The following is a 17,307-nucleotide window of genomic DNA, read 5'->3' as shown; positions in this document are numbered from 1 at the left end:
CCACCTCCACCCCTTCCCAACCGAATCCCTTCAATACCCCGTTCCAGTCCGGCATGAGACCGGCGGACACAACGATGTGCACTAGGAGCAAGACGTGACCCACAACGGCCAATCGATCTCGGGGAGCGCCACCTCCGTCCGATCCGACGAGCCCGCATCGGGCGACGCCCCGTCGAGACAGCGCCTCACCTGGGGGACGCGCCTCAGCTACGGGCTCGGCGACCTCGCCAGCCAGCTCGTCTGGACCACCACCGGTTCCTATCTCGCGATCTTCTACACCGATGCGGTCGGCCTCTCCGCCGGCGCCGTCGGCGTGCTGATGCTGATCGCCCGCGTCTTCGACGCCGCGATCGATCCCGGAATCGGCGCCGCCGCCGAGCGCACCCGCAGCCGATTCGGCCGCTTCCGCTCCTGGATCATCTACGGCTCACCGATCCTGGCCATCCTCCTCGTGCTGTCCTTCTCCACGATCCCGGGGAGCGATGGCGCGAAGTTCCTCTATGCGATCGTCACTTACGGCCTGCTCGGCATCGCCTATTCGGCCGTGAACGTGCCGTACGGATCGCTCGTCTCCGTGATGACGACCGACACGCAGGAGCGGGTGACCCTCAACTCGATCCGCCTGATCGGCACCAACGTGGGCGTCGTCCTGCTCAACGTCATCACGCTCCCCCTCATCCTCTTCTTCAGCGGTCTCACCGGTGGGGTCGGCGACGAGATGACGATTGCGGGCTACACGTGGACAGCGGCGGTCATGGCAGCGATCGCTCTGCCGCTGTTCCTGATCACCGCCTTCAAGAGCAAAGAGGTCGTGCAGCCGATCCACAGCACCCGGGTGTCGCTGCGCACCACGGCACGCATCGTCTTCGGCAACCGCCTGCTCATGCTGATCTTCGCGATCATGATGCTCGCGATGACCGGCTTCTTCGGCCGTCTCGGCGTCGTCATCTACTACTTCATCTACGCGGTCGGCCGCGTGGACCTCATCCCCGTGCTTATGGCGACGCCGGCGGTGGCGGGAGTCATCGGCATCCTGCTGTTCACGCCGCTGACGCGCCGCTTCGGCAAGCGCGCCGTCGCCATCGTCTCACTCGTGGCTCAGGGACTCTCGCTCGTGGCGCTCTACCTGGTGGGCTGGGAAGATGTCACGCTCGTGATCGTCATCTCGGCCATATACGGTCTCGCCTCGTTCAACGCCCCGATCTTCTGGTCGATGGTCCCCGACGCGATCGACTACGCCGAGGACAAGCACGGTGTCCGAGCGGACGGCACGGCCTACGCCGTCATCAGCTTCGCGCAGAAGATCGCCGCCGCGGTGGGCGTGGCGATCGGCCTCGCCGCGCTGGGAGCAATCGGATACGTCGCCAATACCGCACAGGCGCCGGAGGTGCTCTCCGGCATGAACGTCATCGTCAACCTGGCACCGGCGATCCTGTGCTTCGCAGCGATCATACCGCTGTCGTTCTACCGGCTCTCGGCCAGGCAGTACGACGAGATCCGCGCACGGCTCGACACCGCCGCGCTGCGCACCCTGCGCAAGGGCTGACCGCGGATGCAGGATCCCACGGGATCAGGCATCCGCACGGACACGACATGAGAACACGGAGAATCGAGACATGGCACGACTGGGAATCGACATCGGCGGCACGAAGATCGCCGCCGGAGTGGTCGATGACGCCGGGCGGATCGTGCAGCGCGCCCGCCGGAGCACGCCGACCACGAATCCCGCGGACATCGACCGCACCATCGCGGATCTTTACCGCGAGCTCTCCCCCGCCGCGGACATCCGCCAGGTGGGACTGGCCGCGGCCGGATTCGTGTCGTCCGATCGATCGACCGTGCTCACGGCACCGAACCTGCCCTGGCGCCGCTACCCTCTGGGCGAGCAGGTAGCGGCGCTGCTCCCCTCGGGCATCGACGTCGTGGTGGAGAACGACGCCAACGCCGCGGCATGGGGCGAGCACCCACACGGGGCGGGGGAACCCGCGGGCGTCTCACTCATGATCACCGTGGGCACCGGGATCGGCGGCGGGATCGTCAGCAACGGCGAACTGCAGCGCGGCGCGTTCGGCGCGGCCGCTGAGGTCGGCCATCTCACCGTCGTGCAGGACGGTCGGCGCTGCGGATGTGGGAAGCTCGGCTGCTGGGAGGCATATGGCTCGGGCACGGCGCTCCTCGACGTAGCGAACCGGGAACTGGAAGGCGCCCGGGCGGACGGTCGCGCGCTGCGCGCACGGCGCGACGCGGATGGAGGTGTGCTCACCGGTCAGCACATCGCGGACGCTGCATCCGCTGGCGACCCCCTGGCCAGCCGACTCTTCGCCGAGACCGCGGAGTGGATCGGACGCGGCCTGGCCTCGCTGACTGCGATCCTCGACCCCGAGGTCATCGTCGTCGGCGGCGGAGTCGCGGACTCGGAGGACCTGCTGATCCCCGGCGTACGCACCGCATACGCGTCCCGCGTGAGCGGATCGGAGGATCGCCCGGCGGCACAGATCGTGGCCGCGTCCCTCGGCAACGACGCAGGACTGATCGGTGCCGCCGCCCTCGCCCGCACCTCACGAACAGGCGGGCTCGCCGCGTCTGCGGGCGCCGGAGCGGGCGCCATCTAACCATCTCGCCGTCTGCAAGACGGCACAGAGCGAAGGAGCAGTCGTGGACATCAACACAGCCTCGTCCCAGGTGTGGGACCTCGTCATCGTCGGCAGCGGACCCGCGGGTGCGGCCGTTGCCGCCGCCGTCCACGGCGCCGCTCCGGACCGATCCGTCCTCGTCGTCGAGGCGGGGCCGGCCATGAGCGCACACCCTGGCGAGCATCTCGTTGAGGCGGACGAGGACGCGCTGCGCGTCGCGTTCGAGACCCTCATGCGAAGGGCGCGCCAGATCGACTACGTATCGAACGCGGGGGCGGTGCTCGGCGACGGCGACGGATGGTCCCCCGACGGGACCGGGATCTTCCCCGCCGCCTATCTGGGTCACGACACCGCCGAGTTCCCCGGCGCCTCCATCTCCTGGAACATCGGGGGCATGGGGATCCACTGGGCCGCCGCGAGTCCAACCCCTTACGGCGACGAGGTCCCCGCGTTCGCCAGAGCCGACTACGGGGAGGACCTGCACGAGGCTCAACGGCTCCTCCGCGTGGGCTCGCGCACCTATTCCGGGAACCCCTTCGAGCCGAAGATCCTCGAAGCGTTGCGCGCCGCCCTCCCGTCCCCGGTCTCCGAACGCCGCGCCCAGAGCATGCCGCTCGCCGGCGTCGCACACGCCCGCGGCGTCTTCGCACGCACCGGTCCGCGCGACATCGCGCCTATGGTGTTCGACGGCTCCTCCGACCGGACGGGCCTGCTCGCCGCGACACTGGTCACTGGGGTGAACCACCGGCGAGGAACGGCCACCGGTGTGTCCGTGCGGAGCCTCACTACCGGCGAGGAGCGTGAGATCGACGCGCTCGCCGTCGTCGTCGCTGCCGACACTCTGCGTACGCCGCAACTGCTGTGGGCCTCTGGGGTCCGCCCCGAGGCACTGGGGCTCTACCTTAACGAGCACTCGTCGATCGATGGAGACGTCGTCGTCGACCCGCGACGACTCGGCCTCAGCGGCACCGCAGCCCCGTCGTCGCATCCGAACGAGCCTTTCGTCGGCGTCTACTGGAGCCCATCCATCGGCGAAGAGCGGCCCACGCATGGGCAGATGATGGAACGCTCGGACGACGTCCTCGGCCACCGTATCGGGATGAGCTGGTACACGAGCACAGACCTGCGGAGGGAGAACCGCCTCGAGTTCTCCGATGCACGCCGCGACGCGCTGGGGATGCCGGTCCTCATCGCTCGCTTCGCATACTCCGACGATGACCTGGCACGCATCGAGCGACTGCGGGACGTGCAGAAGAGGGCAGCAGTCGCGATCGGCGATTTCACCCCGGGCGACTCTCTCACGCTGGCACCCGGCTCGTCGTTGCACTACACGGGGACTGTGCGCCTGGGCGCACACGACGACGGCACGAGCGTCGCCGATCCGGACGGCCGGGTGTGGGGCTTCACGAACCTCTATGTCGCCGGGAACGGGGCGATCCCCACGGCGCTCACCTGCAACTCCACGCTGATGGGCATCGTGCTCGCCGTACGGACCGCACGCGCGATCGCCGCCCGGGACTGACCGCACGGCGCAGACGCCATCGAACGGAGTCCCAGTCGATAGGATGTGTCGATGAGCGATACCCCGCGCATCGCGCCCCCCCGCCGCGGCCCGTACGCGAACACCGCTCGCCGGAAGGCCGAGATCGTGGCGGCCGCGGCAAGCGTCTTCATGCGCTCGGGCTATCGCGGCGGCTCGCTTCGCGAGATCGCACGCGACCTCGAACTCAGCTTCACGAGCGTCAAGCACCACTTCCCGACGAAAGAGCACCTGCTCATCGCCGTCCTCGAAGAGTACGACTCCCTCGAGACCGAGCAGTTGAACCGCGACATCGCTCTTCTCGGCGTTGTGGACGCCGCGATCGCGCTCGCCGTCAGGAACCTGGACAAGCCGGAGACCGAGCGGCTCCTCGCCGTGATGTCTGCCGAAGCCTCATCCTCGGACCACCCGGCTCACGAGTGGTTCGTCCGACGCTACGAGAACATCCGCAACTCGATGGCGGCCGGCATCCGAACCGCATCGGAGGCGGAGGCCATCCCCTTCGTCGCCGACGCGGACTTCGTCGCCTCCGCATTCGTCGCCCTGTGGGACGGCCTCCAGCTGCAGTGGCTCATCGACCCCCGGTTCGACATGATCGACCGGCTGCGTCGAGGATTCGAGGCGATCCTGCGAGAGGGCTCCCGCTGACCCGCCCCGCCGACCTCATTTGAGGCCTGTGGTCGCGAGTCCCTGGATGAAGTACTTCTGCAGGAAAAGGAACAGCACCAGCACTGGAAGCAGGATCACGACTGCCCCGGCGAGCAGCATCCCGAAGTCGGTCGAGTTCGCTGTCTGCGACGCGATGGCCAACCCCACTGGGAGGGTGTAGGTGCCCTGGGACTGCGCAACGACGAGCGGCCACAGCAGCTGATTCCACGACCCGAGGAACGACAGGATCGCCACGGTCGCAAGAGCAGGTCCCGACAGCGGCAGGAAGATCCGCGCATACAGGCGGAACTCACCCGCGCCGTCGATGCGCGCCGCCTCCAGCAGCTCCGTGGGCAGCGAGTAGGCCGCTTGACGCATGATGAAGACGCTCATCGGCATGATGAGGAAGGGTGCCACGATCCCCGCAAGGGTGTCGACCAGCCGCAACTGCACGACGATCAGGAACTGCGGAACGAAGAGCGCCACATAGGGCACCACCATCGCGACGATCACGAACGGCAGGAGCACCCGCCTTCCGGGGAAGTTGAGCTTGGCGAGCGCGTAGCCGGCCATCGATGCGAAGAGGGTGTTCGCTAGCACCGCGATGACCGACACGACGATGCTGTTCCCGAAGTAGGTGCCGAAGCCCTTCTCCGTGAACAGGAGCACATAGTTCGTGAGCTGGAACGATTCGGGCAGCAACGCTCCGGGATCGGTGAGGAACTCCTCCTGCGACTTGAAGGATCCGAAGAAGACCCAGACGAAAGGCAGCAGGAGCACCACGACGACGATGGACAGGACGGTGTAGTTGACCGCGAGCGCGATCGGCTTGGGGGATCTCAATGCTTAGGCCTCAGGAGTCGGAACTGGATGGCGGCGACGATGGCGACGAGGGCGAGCAGCACCACGGAGCCCGCCATGGAGGCGGCCACGTTACCGAAGCCGAACTGCTCGTACACCCACAGCGCGAGCGAGCGCGTGGACCCCAGCGGGCCTCCGCCGGTGAGCATGTACGGTTCCTCGAAGATGTTGATGAAGAAGAACGTCATCAGCACGCTCACCAGCAAGGTGGTGGGGCGCAGCAGAGGAAGGGTGATCGACCAGAACCGGCGTACCGGGCCGGCACCGTCGGTCTGCGCCGCCTCGTACACGTCGCCGGGGACGGCCTGCAGCCCCGCGAGGAAGAGCACCATGCACATGCCCACGTTCCGCCAGACGCTCATCAGCACAACCGTGAAGACCGCCGTCCCAGACTCGCCGAGCCAGTTGACCGCAGGGAAGCTGAAGGACTCGAGCGCCGTGTTGATGGGTCCGCCGAGTGAGAAGGCGTACTGGAAGATCACCGCCACCGCGACGATGTTCGTGATGACCGGGACGTAGACGGCTGCGCGGAAGAAGGCGCGCAGCCTTCGGATGCCGGTGTCGAGAAGAACTGCGAGGAAGAGACCGATCCCCATCGACAGAGGTACGCACAGCACGACGAACAGCGCCGTGGTGCCGACGGACTGCAGGAACGCCGGATCGGAGAACACCTTCGCGAACGTGTCGAATCCCACGAACTCTGCGTTGAGCGGGTTGCGCAGATCCCGCGCCTTCATGTCCGTGAGACTCGTCGCCGCAGCCAGGAACATGGGCACGGCAATGAACACCGTGAACAGGAGGACGAAGGGCAACACGAACAGCCATCCGGCCCATGCCTCCGTCCGGGGGCCGGGGCGGCGCTGCTTGTGAAGCGGCACCACCCCGGTGTTTCCGAGGATGATCGTGTTCGTCATCTCACTCCGTGCCAATTGCAGCGGCGCGTTCCTGTGCCGCATCCAGGGCATCCTCGGCAGTCGATGTCCCTCGCGCGACCTTCTCCATCTCGGAGGCGATGATCTGCGACACCTCGGGCCAGGTAGCGACGTTCGGCGTGCTGACCGCGTAGTTCAGGGATTCGCGGGTGGTCTCGAGGAGAGGGGTCCCCTCCAGCGCCGGGTCGTCCCATGCGGCCTTCACCGCGGGGAAGCTTCCGAAGATCTTGTACCACTCGACCTGAGTCTCGGGCTGAGACATAAAGTGGACCAACTGCCACGCCTCGGTGGGGTTGTCGGCGTCGATCGGCACGAACCACGACCCGCCGCCGAGCGTCGCCGCAGGGGTCCCCCCCTCGGGGATCGGGTTGGGGGCGATGGTGATGTGCTCGGCAGACCACCCTTCGCCGTTCGCCTCGTCGAGCCAGCCGGTGAACCACGTGCCGGAGTCGGGCATCGCGGCGGCACGGCCCTGCGAGATCCACGGCACGATGTCGAGGAACGCCGGACCATCCGCCGAGGCGAGTCCGTCCTGGATGAAGCTGGCGAAATACTCCAGCGCCTCGACGTTGGCCGGCTCGTTGATCGTCCACTCGGTGTTGTCGTCGTTGATGAGCGCACTGTTGTTCTGATGCGCGAGCACATCGAGCACACCCGCGGTGTAGGTGTTCCATGCGATCGGGAGCACGACCGGGAACTCCACCCCCTCGGCCTGCACGCCCTCGGAGTAGGCGATGACCTCGTCCCAGGTCTCCGGGATCTTTACGTTGGCCTGCTCTGCGAGGTCGCTGCGGTAGATCGAGGAGTTCGCATACGCATACCACGGCACACCGTAGGCGGTGTCGTCGATCACCGAGAGCTCCCAGATGTTCTCGAAGAAGTCCTCTTTCTCGACCACTCCGTCCGGCACCGGGGCAAACCCTTCGGTAGACAGCAGCGTCGCGAAGGTCTGGGTATAGCCGTAGATGAGATCGGGCACGGTGCCCGCCGCGATCGCCGCCGTGATCTTGGAGGCGAACTCCGCCTCCGGTACCTCGGAGAGCTTGATCGTGACGTCGGGGTTCTCTTCCTCGAAGGTCGCGAAGATCTCGGGGAGGTCGGCGCCATCCGCCCCCTGGGTCCAGACCTCGATCGTCCCCACGGCGGGAGTCTCGAGATCGATCGGCTCCGATCCGGTTCCGTCCGAGGCGGGGGCGCATGCCGCGAGCGTCGCGGCGCCGATGGCGAGCACAGAGATGGCGGCGAGCGACCGTGCTCGCCTGCTGTGGGGTGGAACGTGCATCATTGCTGTCCTTTCATTGGGTGAAGAGTGCTGCGGTGAAGGGGAGTTCCTGAGCGACGTCCTCCCAGCCGCCGCGCTCGGCGGAGCGCAGGACGGCTTCGGTGAGCAATACGGATCGCAATCCGTCGTCGAAGGTGGGCAGTCCGTCGACGGATCCGCCGCGGATGGCGCTGTACACGTCACGTACGAAAGAATTGAAGGCGTCCTGATACCCCATCGCGTGCCCGGCGGGCACGCTCGAGTACCTTGCGACCTCCGCCGTCGCGGTCAGCGGGTCACGCAGGAGCGTACGACTTCCTCCCGGTTCGCCCCACCACAGCTCATCCGGACGCTCCTGCTCGAAGCGTACCGACGCCGTCGAGCCGTGGAGCTCGACGGTCAGAGCATTCTTGCGACCTGCCGCCATCTGCGAGACCAGGACCGTTCCGATCGCACCGGACGAGAGCTCGAGGACGAGAGCGGCAATGTCCTCTCCTCCTCGACCCTCGACGACTTGCCGGGTACGCGCGCACAGCCGGACGACGCGCTGACCGCTCACGAACTCGATGAGGTCGCACAGATGCGACCCGATGTCGGCGAACGCGCGCGAAGGACCACTGCGCTGCGGGTTCGCGCGCCAGTTGGTGAGCTCCGGAGCGATGAGCCAGTCCTGCAGGTACGAGCAGTCGAAGCTGAGTACGTCTCCGAAGCCGTCGCGGGCGATTCGGGCGCGGGCTTCGCGAACCATCGGGTGATAGCGGTAGACGAAGGGGACCGTCCCGACGAGCCCGCCCTCGAGCGCCGCGTCCCGCAGCACGAGGGCATCCTCCGACGAGGTGGCGAGCGGCTTCTCGCAGATGACGTGAATGCCCGATGCGATCGCGCGCCGGGCATAGTCGACGTGCGTGTCGTTGGGGGTGCAGATGTGGACCACGTCGAGGTCGTCGCGGTCCAGCAGGGCGATCGCGTCAGGTTCTGCACCGTCGAATCCGAACGACCGCGCGGCCCGGACCGATCCCGCTGTGCTCCCCGCGGCGATGGCTGCGAGACGCCCGCCATTCGCGCGAATCGCCCGACTGTGCACTTCCCCCATGAATCCAGCACCGATCACACCCACGCTCGGTGAGTGCGGCGGAGAAGGGAGAACGGCGTCGGTCACGATCATGAGGATCACACACTCGAGTCGCTTATGCAAGCAATTGACGAAACTTGTGTACTGAATGTCGAATCCTGCCCACGGGGTTGTGGTTGAATGTTGCGATGACTCCTCGGCAGAAGGAGCCCTCGCATGAGGGCCGCGTGACGGGTCCCGGCGCCGGCGAAATGTTCCAGCTCTTCCGGAACGGGCAGCCTCGCACCAAGTCCGAGCTCGCCTCGTTGACCGGCCTGTCGAGGACCACGGTCTCGGCCCGCATCGACGCCCTCCTCGCAGCCGGGCTGCTGGTCTACGGCGGCGATGCCGCCTCGACGGGGGGACGCCCCCCCGCGCAGGTCATGTTCAACCCGGCCGCCGGCTCGGTGGTCGCCGTCGAAGTGGGAGCGACACACGCGACGATCTCGATGGTCGACCTCGGCGGCAGCATCCTCGAGCAGCACTCTCGCCCTATCGACATCGCCGCGGGTCCGCAGGCCGTTCTCGACGTACTGCTCGCCGAAGTCGCCCAGACCAGGAGGTCACCGGTCAGCCCTTCCCCCGTGCTGGGGTTCGGCATCGGTCTCCCCGGTCCGGTCGAACACTCCACGGGACGGCCGATGAGCCCTCCCATCATGCCCGGCTGGGACGGCTACGATGTCCCCGCGTACTTCCGGCAGTACCTCGACGTACCGGTGCTCGTGGACAACGAGGTCAATCTCCTCGCTCTAGGCGAGCACGCCGCGAACTGGTCAGCGACCGACGACCTCGTCTTCGTGAAGGTCGCGACGGGAATCGGCGCCGGACTCGTCCTCGGCGGCGAACTGCAGCGCGGAGGCCGAGGAGCCGCGGGCGACCTTGGCCAGGTGAGGGTCTCGACCCGGAGCTCATTCGACGGCTCGTCCGGAACCGGGTTGACATTGGAGTCCGTTGCCAGCGGTACGGGCATCGCCGCCGACCTCAGGCAACGAGGCTTCGACGTGCGTGACGCCGCCGGGGTCGTGGCTCTGGCCAGGGCTGGCGAGCACGCGGCCATCGATGCCATTCGACAGGCGGGCCGAGAGCTCGGAGAGGTCCTGTCCAACGTCGTGGCGCTGCTCAATCCCTCCGTCATCGTGCTCGGCGGCAGCATCGCTGGCGCGGGTGATCACTTACTGGCCGGAGTCCGCGAGGTGATCTACCAGCGGTGCGTGCCCTTCTCGAGTCAGCATTTGTCTGTGGTGAGCGTCGCCCCCGGCGCATCTCCAGGGGTGAAGGGAGCCGCGCTCATGGTCACCCATCAGCTCCTCTCCGTCGAAGGCGTGGATCTCCTAGTCGCCACAGGAACGCTGGGGAAGGCCGCTGCGGCGCCGCTCGAGCTGCCCGCACGAGGACGCTCCGCCAGCAGACGGAGCGCGTAGGTCTCGGGTGCACCCGGACGGGCGGGGAGCTCCTATCCATGTGAGCGCTCGGCGCCCGCTTCCCGAACGGGGCGGCGGTGATCCTGCTCACCGCGAACCTCGACCGCGCTCCCCGCTCGTTCGAGATGAGACTCACCACCGCGGATGCCGTCACCCGTCGCATCTTTCTCGATGCCCGCCCTCGGCTGGACCCATCTCAAGACCCGGCCCCGAATCACGCACCTCAGTGCAACACCGCACCGCTTGGAGCCGAGCCGTCGACCTTCTTGACGAAGAACGACACGATGACTGCGGCCAACGAGATCCATGCGCCGCAGAAGAACGCCGCCTGCACGCCCCCTGCCGTCGCCGAGGTGGCAGGAAGCCCCTCTGCGAGACCGGCGGCGGTCCCCGTGGACAGCACCGTGACGAACAAGGCTGTCCCGATCGCACCGGCGAGTTGCTGCACGGTCGAGATAGTCGCACTGCCGTGCGAGTAGAGCTTCTTGCCGAGGGAGCCGAGTCCGTTCGTGAGAAGCGGAGTCATCGTGAACGCGAGGCCGAGGTTGAGGAACGAGTTGGTGATGATCACCCACGCCGTCGAACTCCCCTCCTGTAGCAGCAGCGCCATCCCCCACACCGAGACACTCACCACGAGAACACCGGGTATCACGAGCGGGCGCGGACCATAACGGTCGTACAGCCGCCCGACGATGGGAGATGCGATCCCCATGAGCGCGCCGCCGGGCAGCAGGAGCAGTCCTGTTTCGAGAGCGCCGATCTGCAGCACATTCTGCATGTAGAGCGGAAGGACGATGAGGCTTCCGAACAGCGCCATCATGGCGATCCCGACCAGGATGATCGCGACGGCGAAGGGAAGCCGGGTGAAGGTCCGAAGATCCAGCAGGGCGTCATCGGTCCGCTGCAGCCGAAGCTGGCGAAGAACGAACAGCACCAGTGCGACCGCGCCGACGAGGATCGATACCCACGGCGGGATCACCGCGCCGCCTTCCGCAGCCTCACCGAGGCTCGACAGCCCATAGATCATCCCACCGAACGCGATCGTGGAGAGTATTACGGAGAGCGCGTCGATGCGCGCCATACGGGTCTCGGTCAGATTGGTGATCTTCCATGCACCGAGACCGAGACCGATCAACGCGATCGGCAGCACGACGAGGAACATCCAGCGCCAATCAAGAAGACTCAGGATTACCCCGGACACCGTCGGACCAATCGCTGGCGCGACCGCGATCACGATCGAGATGACACCCATCATCTGTCCGAGCCGGCGCGCTGGCACGACGTTCATCACCGTCGTCATCAGCAGCGGCATCATGATCGCCGTGCCTGCGGCCTGCACGACACGCCCGATCAGCAGCACTTCGAACCCGGGAGCAACGGCCGCGATCAGAGTTCCCGCCGAGAACAGCGTCATCGCGGCGATGAACACCGCGCGCGTGGCGAATCGCTGCAATAACACGCCGGTGGTCGGAATGACGACCGCCATCGTCAACATGAACCCTGTGGTGAGCCACTGTGCCGTACTCGTCGTCACGTCAAGCTCGATCATCAGCTGAGGTAACGCGACGCCCATGATCGTCTCGTTGAGGATCACCACGAACGCCGACACCACGAGCAGACCGATCACAATGCCCGCGCCCGGTGGCAGTCGATCAGCGTCCCTCCCCGGAACGGGAATAGAGCCGGTGGACGGTTCAACCGTGGAATCGACGCTCATTTGAATGCCCCTCGCGATAACGGCTCCTTTTGACATAGAGAGCCTAACTGGCAGTGTATGCCATTTTTTAATCATGCCAAGTTGGCGGCGTGTTACAAAATGTGCTGTGCTCGCAATGCGAGGAAGGAGCGAGATGTCTAGCGCAGACATGCAGACGTCTGATCAGGGCGGTTTTCGATCGCTGCGAGAACGACGAAAACAGGAGACGGCAGCCGAGATAACGGAGGCCGCCCTGGTGCTCTTCGAACAGCAGGGCGTCGACGGAACCACCGTCGAGGACATCGCACGAGCTGCGGGCGTCTCACCGCGCACATGCTTCCGCTACTTTCCATCGAAAGAGTCGATGGTGCTCCGCCTTCACGATCACGTCGACGAGGCGATAGAGAACTGGCTCGATCACATCCGACCCGACCAGAGCCTGTTCCATCAGCTGGAAGAGGTCTTCGCCGAAGTCGTCGCTCAACTCGGTGACACCGACAGCCCCGTAGGTCAGCGGTTCCTCCGCGTACGCACGCTCGTGCAGACCGACAACACGCTGCGCTTCGCCGCCCGAGCGATAGACGTCGAGAACGCGGAAAGGATCGCCGACCGGATCAGCGAACGATTCAGCACGCGCGGCGAACTTCTCGAGGCCCGCCTCGCCACTGAATGCGCCCGGGTCATGCTCTGGACGTCGTTCGATCAGTGGGCGTGGATGGTCGAGAACGGCGAAGACGCATCACTCAGCGACGTCTACGCCGATACTCGCAGGCACATGCGTGCTGTCATCTCCTGAACTGCGACGACGCGCGGACGGTCACACCCGAGAAGCCTGCCACGGCGGCAGGACACCACTGGCCGCACGCACGCCCGTGCGCTGCACGCCCAGGCCCGTGACGCTCGCCTCCATGACGTCGCCAGCCTGCAAGAATCTCTTCCAGTGCGAGCCGTTGCCGGCGGGTGAGCCGGTGATCAGCACATCTCCCGGTCGCAGAATCGCGACGGAGGAGGCGTAGGCGATGAGACTGGGAATATCGAACAAGAGGTCGTCCGTGCTCGCATCCTGCATCACCTGGCCATTGAGTTCAAGGCGAATGCGCAGTGCCGCAGGGTCCTGGATGAAGCGCGCGGGAACGAGGTACGGTCCAGTGGGGAAGAAGGTCGGCTGGTTCTTCGCCCGAAACCAGTCGGTTCCGATCAGCGCCATGTCCGTTCTCGGTACGAGCGTCCGCGACGTGATGTCGTTCACAATCATGTAACCGGCGACGTAGGAGTAGGCATCCTCTGCCGCAATACGCTGCGCCGTGCGTCCGATCACGACCCCGAGCTCCACTTCCCAGTCGACATCGTCGCCAACATCGGGTAGCTGCACATCATCGAACGCGCCGGAGACGGCCGACGGTATCCCGGTCCAGATGTATGGGTCGCCCGAAGCGCGCCGCGCATCATTCTCGACCGCAGCCTCAGCCCACAGCTCCTCCTCGGTCGCGTCGGGGCGTCCCAGCCTGTGAGCCACACTCATCTGCAGAATGTGCTCGCGATAGTTCGCTCCGGCCGCGAAAATCGTTCCTACCGGCTGCACGGGAGGCAGGACCTGCACATCGCTGATGGACACGCTCTCCAGCGCGCCGAGAGCGGCCGGATCACGGACGACTGCTTCGATCGCATCGATCGAAGCGTCCCAGTCTGCGAACAGGTCGCTGGTCGATCGAACAGCGGGAAGGAGACAACGGATATCGTACACGCGCTCGGCAGCGACGAATCCGGGGAAGGCACCTTCAGACCGGTCGAACGAGCCGATCGCGAAGGTCTCGCTGAACGAGGTCACAGGCACCGCTGCCATGGAGGATCCTTCCTCTTCTGCGGGACACCGTCATCCCGCACCATCCACATTGGGGGCTCAGGAGCCGCGCCGGAAGGCGCATCCATGCATAGCACTCATCCGACGTTGCGATAACGCCCTGCGCTGTCGCTTCAGCGCGCCGCGAGACCTTCCAATGCGGTCTCGAACGTCGACCTCATCGCGGACGGATCGAACGAGCCCTCCTGGAACAGCAGGCGGAAGTAGATGGGCGCGTAGATCCGCTCAGCAACCTCGTCGGTGGTCATGTCCCCGCGAATCGCCCCCTCGAGCATGGCACGCTCGACCAGGACTTTCACGGCTTCACGACGCGGTCGCCAGAAGTGCTTCTTGAACTCCTCGAGGGTGGCCGAGTCGTACTGGCATTCCGCGATGAGCTGCGCCATCAGGCGCCCCTCATGCCCTGCGTACACGGCAGCCAGGGAGAGGAAGTGCTCGCGCAGCGCCTCAAGGGCAGGAAGTTCGTCCCGAACCGGCGTGGCGAGAATGTGGTTCTCGAGGAAGGTGTCGATGATGACGGCCGCCTTGTTGGGCCACCACCGATAGATGGTCGTCTTGCTCACGCCGGCTTCCCTGGCGATGCGCTCGATCGACAATTGCTGGATCGACACCGAGTTCGCCTCGCGCTCGTCGAGCAGCTTCATGATGGACTGCAGGATCGCCTGCCGACTGTGCTCACTCCGGATCGCCATGTACCGGCCCCCTTTCGAAAGGACTCATCCGATACGATACGTCCACTTGCGTTGTCAGCCGTCACGCACGGGCGAGTTCGCCCGATTTCACTCGTGCCAACTCCGCGTATTCCTCGAGCAGGATCGGGTCATCGACAGCACCCAGATCGACCACCGACTCGAGTGCCATCCCCTGGAGCAGGCGTTTGATCGGCACTTCGAGCTTCTTGCCCGTGCGAGTGTGCGGGATCCCACGCATCACGATGATCTCGTCAGGGAGATAGCGCGCGGACAAATTCTTGCGAATCGCCGCGACCACCGCGGCTCTCGCGTCTTCCTCCGCGACGCCGGGCCGGAGGGCGAGGAAGAGCGGCATGTAGTACCCCTCATCTCCGATCTCGGCCCCGATCACCATCGCTTCGGCGATCTCGGGCAGAGCCTCGACCACGGCGTGGATGTCGGCCGACCCCAAACGGATGCCGTTGCGATTGAGAGTCGAGTCGGAGCGACCGAGGATGCGGATGCCACGATCGGAGATCTCGATGAAATCACCGTGCCGCCATACCCCCGGATACTGCTCGAAGTAACTGGCGAAGTAACGCGATCCGTCGGTATCACCCCAGAGCCACAGCGGCATGGACGGCATCGGCTCGGTGACCACGAGCTCGCCGCTGCCGGTTGTCGGTCTGCCGTCGGCATCCCAGGATTCCACCTTCACGCCCAGCGCCGGCGCCTGGATGTACCCGACGCGCACGGGCTCCGTCGGCGCTCCTCCCACGAAGCATCCGACGATGTCGGTGCCACCGCTCATCGAGACCAGCCAGACATCCCCCACACTGCGATATACCCATCGGAACCCCTCGGCCGACAATGGGGAACCGGTGACCTGCACCTCCCGCAGTGCAGCCAGGTCGTGGTCCTTGCCCGGTTCGAGCCCGCTCTTCGCGCACGCGTGAACGAATCCGGCCCCGACACCGAGCACGGCGGCGCGGGTCTGCGCGGCCACCTGCCAGACGCGATCCGCCGAGGGGTACGCGGGGTTCCCGTCGACGAGCACGGCGACGGCGCCCACGCCGATGACGCTGGCGAGCGTGTTCCATACGACCCAGCCCGTCGAGGCGACGCCGAAGTACCTGTCGCCCTTGCGCACGTCTCCGCCCAGCATCAGGAGCTCGAGTTCCTCCAGCAGCGCGCCGCCGTGACCGTGGACGATGCCTTTGGGGATGCCTGTGGTGCCGGAGGAGAACAGCACCCACAGCGGATGACTGAACTCGACCTCGCGATACTCGGGCTCCATAGGCTCGCGCACTACGGCGCCCCACGTACTGACGGGCACCGCCACCTCGGGCGGTTCCACGGCGGGCGCGTTGGCCGTGACCCAGACGATGTGCTGCAATTCCGGCAGGCCGGCGACGAGTTCGCTCAGCTCGTCACCGCGATCCCGGTCGACGCCGCCCAGACGGTAGCCGGGAGAGGCTATGAGGACCTTGGGCTCGAGCTGCGTGAATCGGGAGATGATCGCGCCGGAGCCGAACTCAGGTGCGCACACCGACCAGATCGCACCGATCGAGGCGGTGGCGAGCAGCGCGACCACGGCCTCCGGGATGTTGGGCAGAACGGCAGTCACCCGGTCCCCCGGGCCGACGCCGAGAGAACGGAGATGTGCTGCCAGGGCACCGACGCGTCCACGCAGCTCTTCGAAGTCCACCTCTTCGACGGCCCCATCCTCGGCGACCGCGATGAGCGCCAGCCCGTCGCGACCGTCCAGCAAGTGCCTCGCGTAGTTCAGAGTGCGCCCGGGGAACCAGCGGGTCTCCGGCATCGGGTGATCGTCTCGCACCGGTCCCGGCTCACCGCCCAGCCGCACGCCGGCGAAGTCCACGAACGACGACCAGAACGCATCGGGATCGGCGACGCTCCACTCCCAGAGCGCCCGATACCCCTCTCCGAGCGGCACGCCGCGCGCCCGCAGGAATTCCGCGAAGCGCTCGGTTCCGGTATCGGCCATCGTGCGAGGATCCGGGCGCCAGATGATCTCGCCGTCGGGCGCCGCGCTGTCTACGATCACGCCGGCTCCGCTGCCTTGTCCCCAGCGCGACGACTCGCGATCTCCGCCGGGCTGATCGGATCGGTGCCGACCAGCACGAACAGCACCCTGGCGATCTCGTCCGTGCGATTCGACCACGCGTGCGCGGTCGCTCTCTGAACGGCGACGTCTCCCGCACGCATCGTCACCTCCCCGTCGTCCACGAGCAAGGTGATCTCGCCTTCCAGCACCACTGCGTAGTCGATCGACTCGGTGCGGTGGAACCAGAAGTGCTTGCCGGAGCTGTGCTGCTCGCCCGCCTCACGCTCTTCGTGCGCGCCAATCTCATCGAACACCGCATCCCCCGCGTTCTGCGGGTAGACGGCATCCGGGGGGAAATCCGCGATGCGCACGACAGTCTCGCCGACGGCGGGAAAATCGATCTTCGCACCTGCCGGCGCCGGGTCGGCGTCTGTGACGTGATCGACGGCTCCCGCCGGGGTGAACCAGGCGACGCTCGCCCCGAATCCCGGGATGGTGTCGGAGCTGAAGCCATTCGGGGTGTCGGCGTCATCGAACAGGATGACGGCACGTCCCTGGTCGTCGTGGCCTGTGACGATCCGGCGGACAGGCTTGCGCTTCATGG

General features: G+C 66.2%; 15 protein-coding genes. 6 read left to right on the top strand and 9 right to left on the bottom strand.

What is annotated here, in order from left to right; genetic code table 11:
• Nucleotides 1-94: 94 nt before the first annotated feature.
• The 4 genes from KEC56_RS04975 (at nucleotide 95) to KEC56_RS04960 (ending at nucleotide 4,821) form a co-directional block, all read left to right on the top strand.
• Complete coding sequence (locus KEC56_RS04975) at nucleotides 95-1,546, top strand: MFS transporter (protein WP_227530076.1); 1,452 nt, start codon at nucleotides 95-97, stop codon at nucleotides 1,544-1,546.
• Nucleotides 1,547-1,616: 70 nt separating this feature from the next.
• Entirely contained in the window at nucleotides 1,617-2,612 is a 996-nt protein-coding gene (locus tag KEC56_RS04970) for an ROK family glucokinase (RefSeq protein ID WP_227530075.1), read from the top strand.
• Between the two features lie 43 nt (nucleotides 2,613-2,655).
• Nucleotides 2,656-4,155, top strand: coding sequence for a GMC oxidoreductase (locus KEC56_RS04965; RefSeq protein ID WP_227530074.1), 1,500 nt, complete (start codon nucleotides 2,656-2,658; stop codon nucleotides 4,153-4,155).
• A gap of 51 nt (nucleotides 4,156-4,206) precedes the next feature.
• Complete coding sequence (locus tag KEC56_RS04960; protein WP_227530073.1) at nucleotides 4,207-4,821, top strand: TetR/AcrR family transcriptional regulator; 615 nt, start codon at nucleotides 4,207-4,209, stop codon at nucleotides 4,819-4,821.
• A gap of 15 nt (nucleotides 4,822-4,836) precedes the next feature.
• Here the strand turns inward: KEC56_RS04960 and KEC56_RS04955 are convergent, their stop codons facing one another.
• The 4 genes from KEC56_RS04955 to KEC56_RS04940 are packed head-to-tail and all read right to left on the bottom strand — an operon-like array spanning nucleotide 4,837 to nucleotide 9,034.
• Entirely contained in the window at nucleotides 4,837-5,664 is an 828-nt protein-coding gene (locus KEC56_RS04955) for a carbohydrate ABC transporter permease (RefSeq protein WP_227530072.1), read from the bottom strand.
• Nucleotides 5,661-6,596 carry a carbohydrate ABC transporter permease gene (locus tag KEC56_RS04950; protein WP_227530071.1) on the bottom strand — a complete coding sequence of 312 codons (936 nt, stop codon included), beginning with the start codon at nucleotides 6,594-6,596 and terminating at the stop codon, nucleotides 5,661-5,663. The genes KEC56_RS04955 and KEC56_RS04950 overlap by 4 nt, the downstream gene beginning before the upstream one ends.
• Before the next feature lies 1 nt (nucleotide 6,597).
• Nucleotides 6,598-7,896: an extracellular solute-binding protein gene (locus KEC56_RS04945; protein ID WP_227530070.1), complete on the bottom strand. Its 1,299-nt coding sequence runs from the start codon at nucleotides 7,894-7,896 to the stop codon at nucleotides 6,598-6,600.
• A gap of 13 nt (nucleotides 7,897-7,909) precedes the next feature.
• Nucleotides 7,910-9,034 carry a Gfo/Idh/MocA family protein gene (locus KEC56_RS04940; RefSeq protein ID WP_227530069.1) on the bottom strand — a complete coding sequence of 375 codons (1,125 nt, stop codon included), beginning with the start codon at nucleotides 9,032-9,034 and terminating at the stop codon, nucleotides 7,910-7,912.
• Between the two features lie 101 nt (nucleotides 9,035-9,135).
• Here KEC56_RS04940 and KEC56_RS04935 point away from each other — a divergent pair, with 101 nt between their 5' ends.
• Nucleotides 9,136-10,407, top strand: coding sequence for an ROK family transcriptional regulator (locus KEC56_RS04935; protein WP_227530068.1), 1,272 nt, complete (start codon nucleotides 9,136-9,138; stop codon nucleotides 10,405-10,407).
• A 223-nt stretch (nucleotides 10,408-10,630) separates the two neighbouring features.
• Here the strand turns inward: KEC56_RS04935 and KEC56_RS04930 are convergent, their stop codons facing one another.
• On the bottom strand, nucleotides 10,631-12,124 hold the full coding sequence (locus tag KEC56_RS04930) for a DHA2 family efflux MFS transporter permease subunit (protein ID WP_372456241.1): 1,494 nt from the start codon (nucleotides 12,122-12,124) through the stop codon (nucleotides 10,631-10,633).
• Nucleotides 12,125-12,257: 133 nt separating this feature from the next.
• Here KEC56_RS04930 and KEC56_RS04925 point away from each other — a divergent pair, with 133 nt between their 5' ends.
• A complete protein-coding gene (locus KEC56_RS04925; protein ID WP_227530066.1) occupies nucleotides 12,258-12,899 on the top strand; it encodes a TetR/AcrR family transcriptional regulator in 642 nt (213 codons plus the stop codon).
• 21 nt (nucleotides 12,900-12,920) lie between these two features.
• Here KEC56_RS04925 and KEC56_RS04920 read toward each other — a convergent pair whose 3' ends face one another.
• The 4 genes from KEC56_RS04920 to KEC56_RS04905 form a co-directional block, all read right to left on the bottom strand.
• Nucleotides 12,921-13,946: a fumarylacetoacetate hydrolase family protein gene (locus KEC56_RS04920; protein ID WP_227530065.1), complete on the bottom strand. Its 1,026-nt coding sequence runs from the start codon at nucleotides 13,944-13,946 to the stop codon at nucleotides 12,921-12,923.
• Between the two features lie 131 nt (nucleotides 13,947-14,077).
• Entirely contained in the window at nucleotides 14,078-14,656 is a 579-nt protein-coding gene (locus KEC56_RS04915; RefSeq protein ID WP_227530064.1) for a TetR/AcrR family transcriptional regulator, read from the bottom strand.
• 61 nt (nucleotides 14,657-14,717) lie between these two features.
• Nucleotides 14,718-16,703, bottom strand: coding sequence for an acetoacetate--CoA ligase (locus KEC56_RS04910; protein ID WP_227530063.1), 1,986 nt, complete (start codon nucleotides 16,701-16,703; stop codon nucleotides 14,718-14,720).
• Nucleotides 16,700-17,305 carry a cupin domain-containing protein gene (locus KEC56_RS04905; RefSeq protein ID WP_227530061.1) on the bottom strand — a complete coding sequence of 202 codons (606 nt, stop codon included), beginning with the start codon at nucleotides 17,303-17,305 and terminating at the stop codon, nucleotides 16,700-16,702. Before KEC56_RS04905 ends, KEC56_RS04910 begins: the two co-directional genes overlap by 4 nt.
• Between the last annotated feature and the right edge of the window lie 2 nt (nucleotides 17,306-17,307).

This window comes from Microbacterium tenebrionis (genome assembly GCF_020682665.1).
GTDB lineage: Bacteria > Actinomycetota > Actinomycetes > Actinomycetales > Microbacteriaceae > Microbacterium > Microbacterium tenebrionis.
Note: the sequence above shows the minus strand (reverse complement) of the source record. Positions and strands in the feature narration are given on the sequence as shown.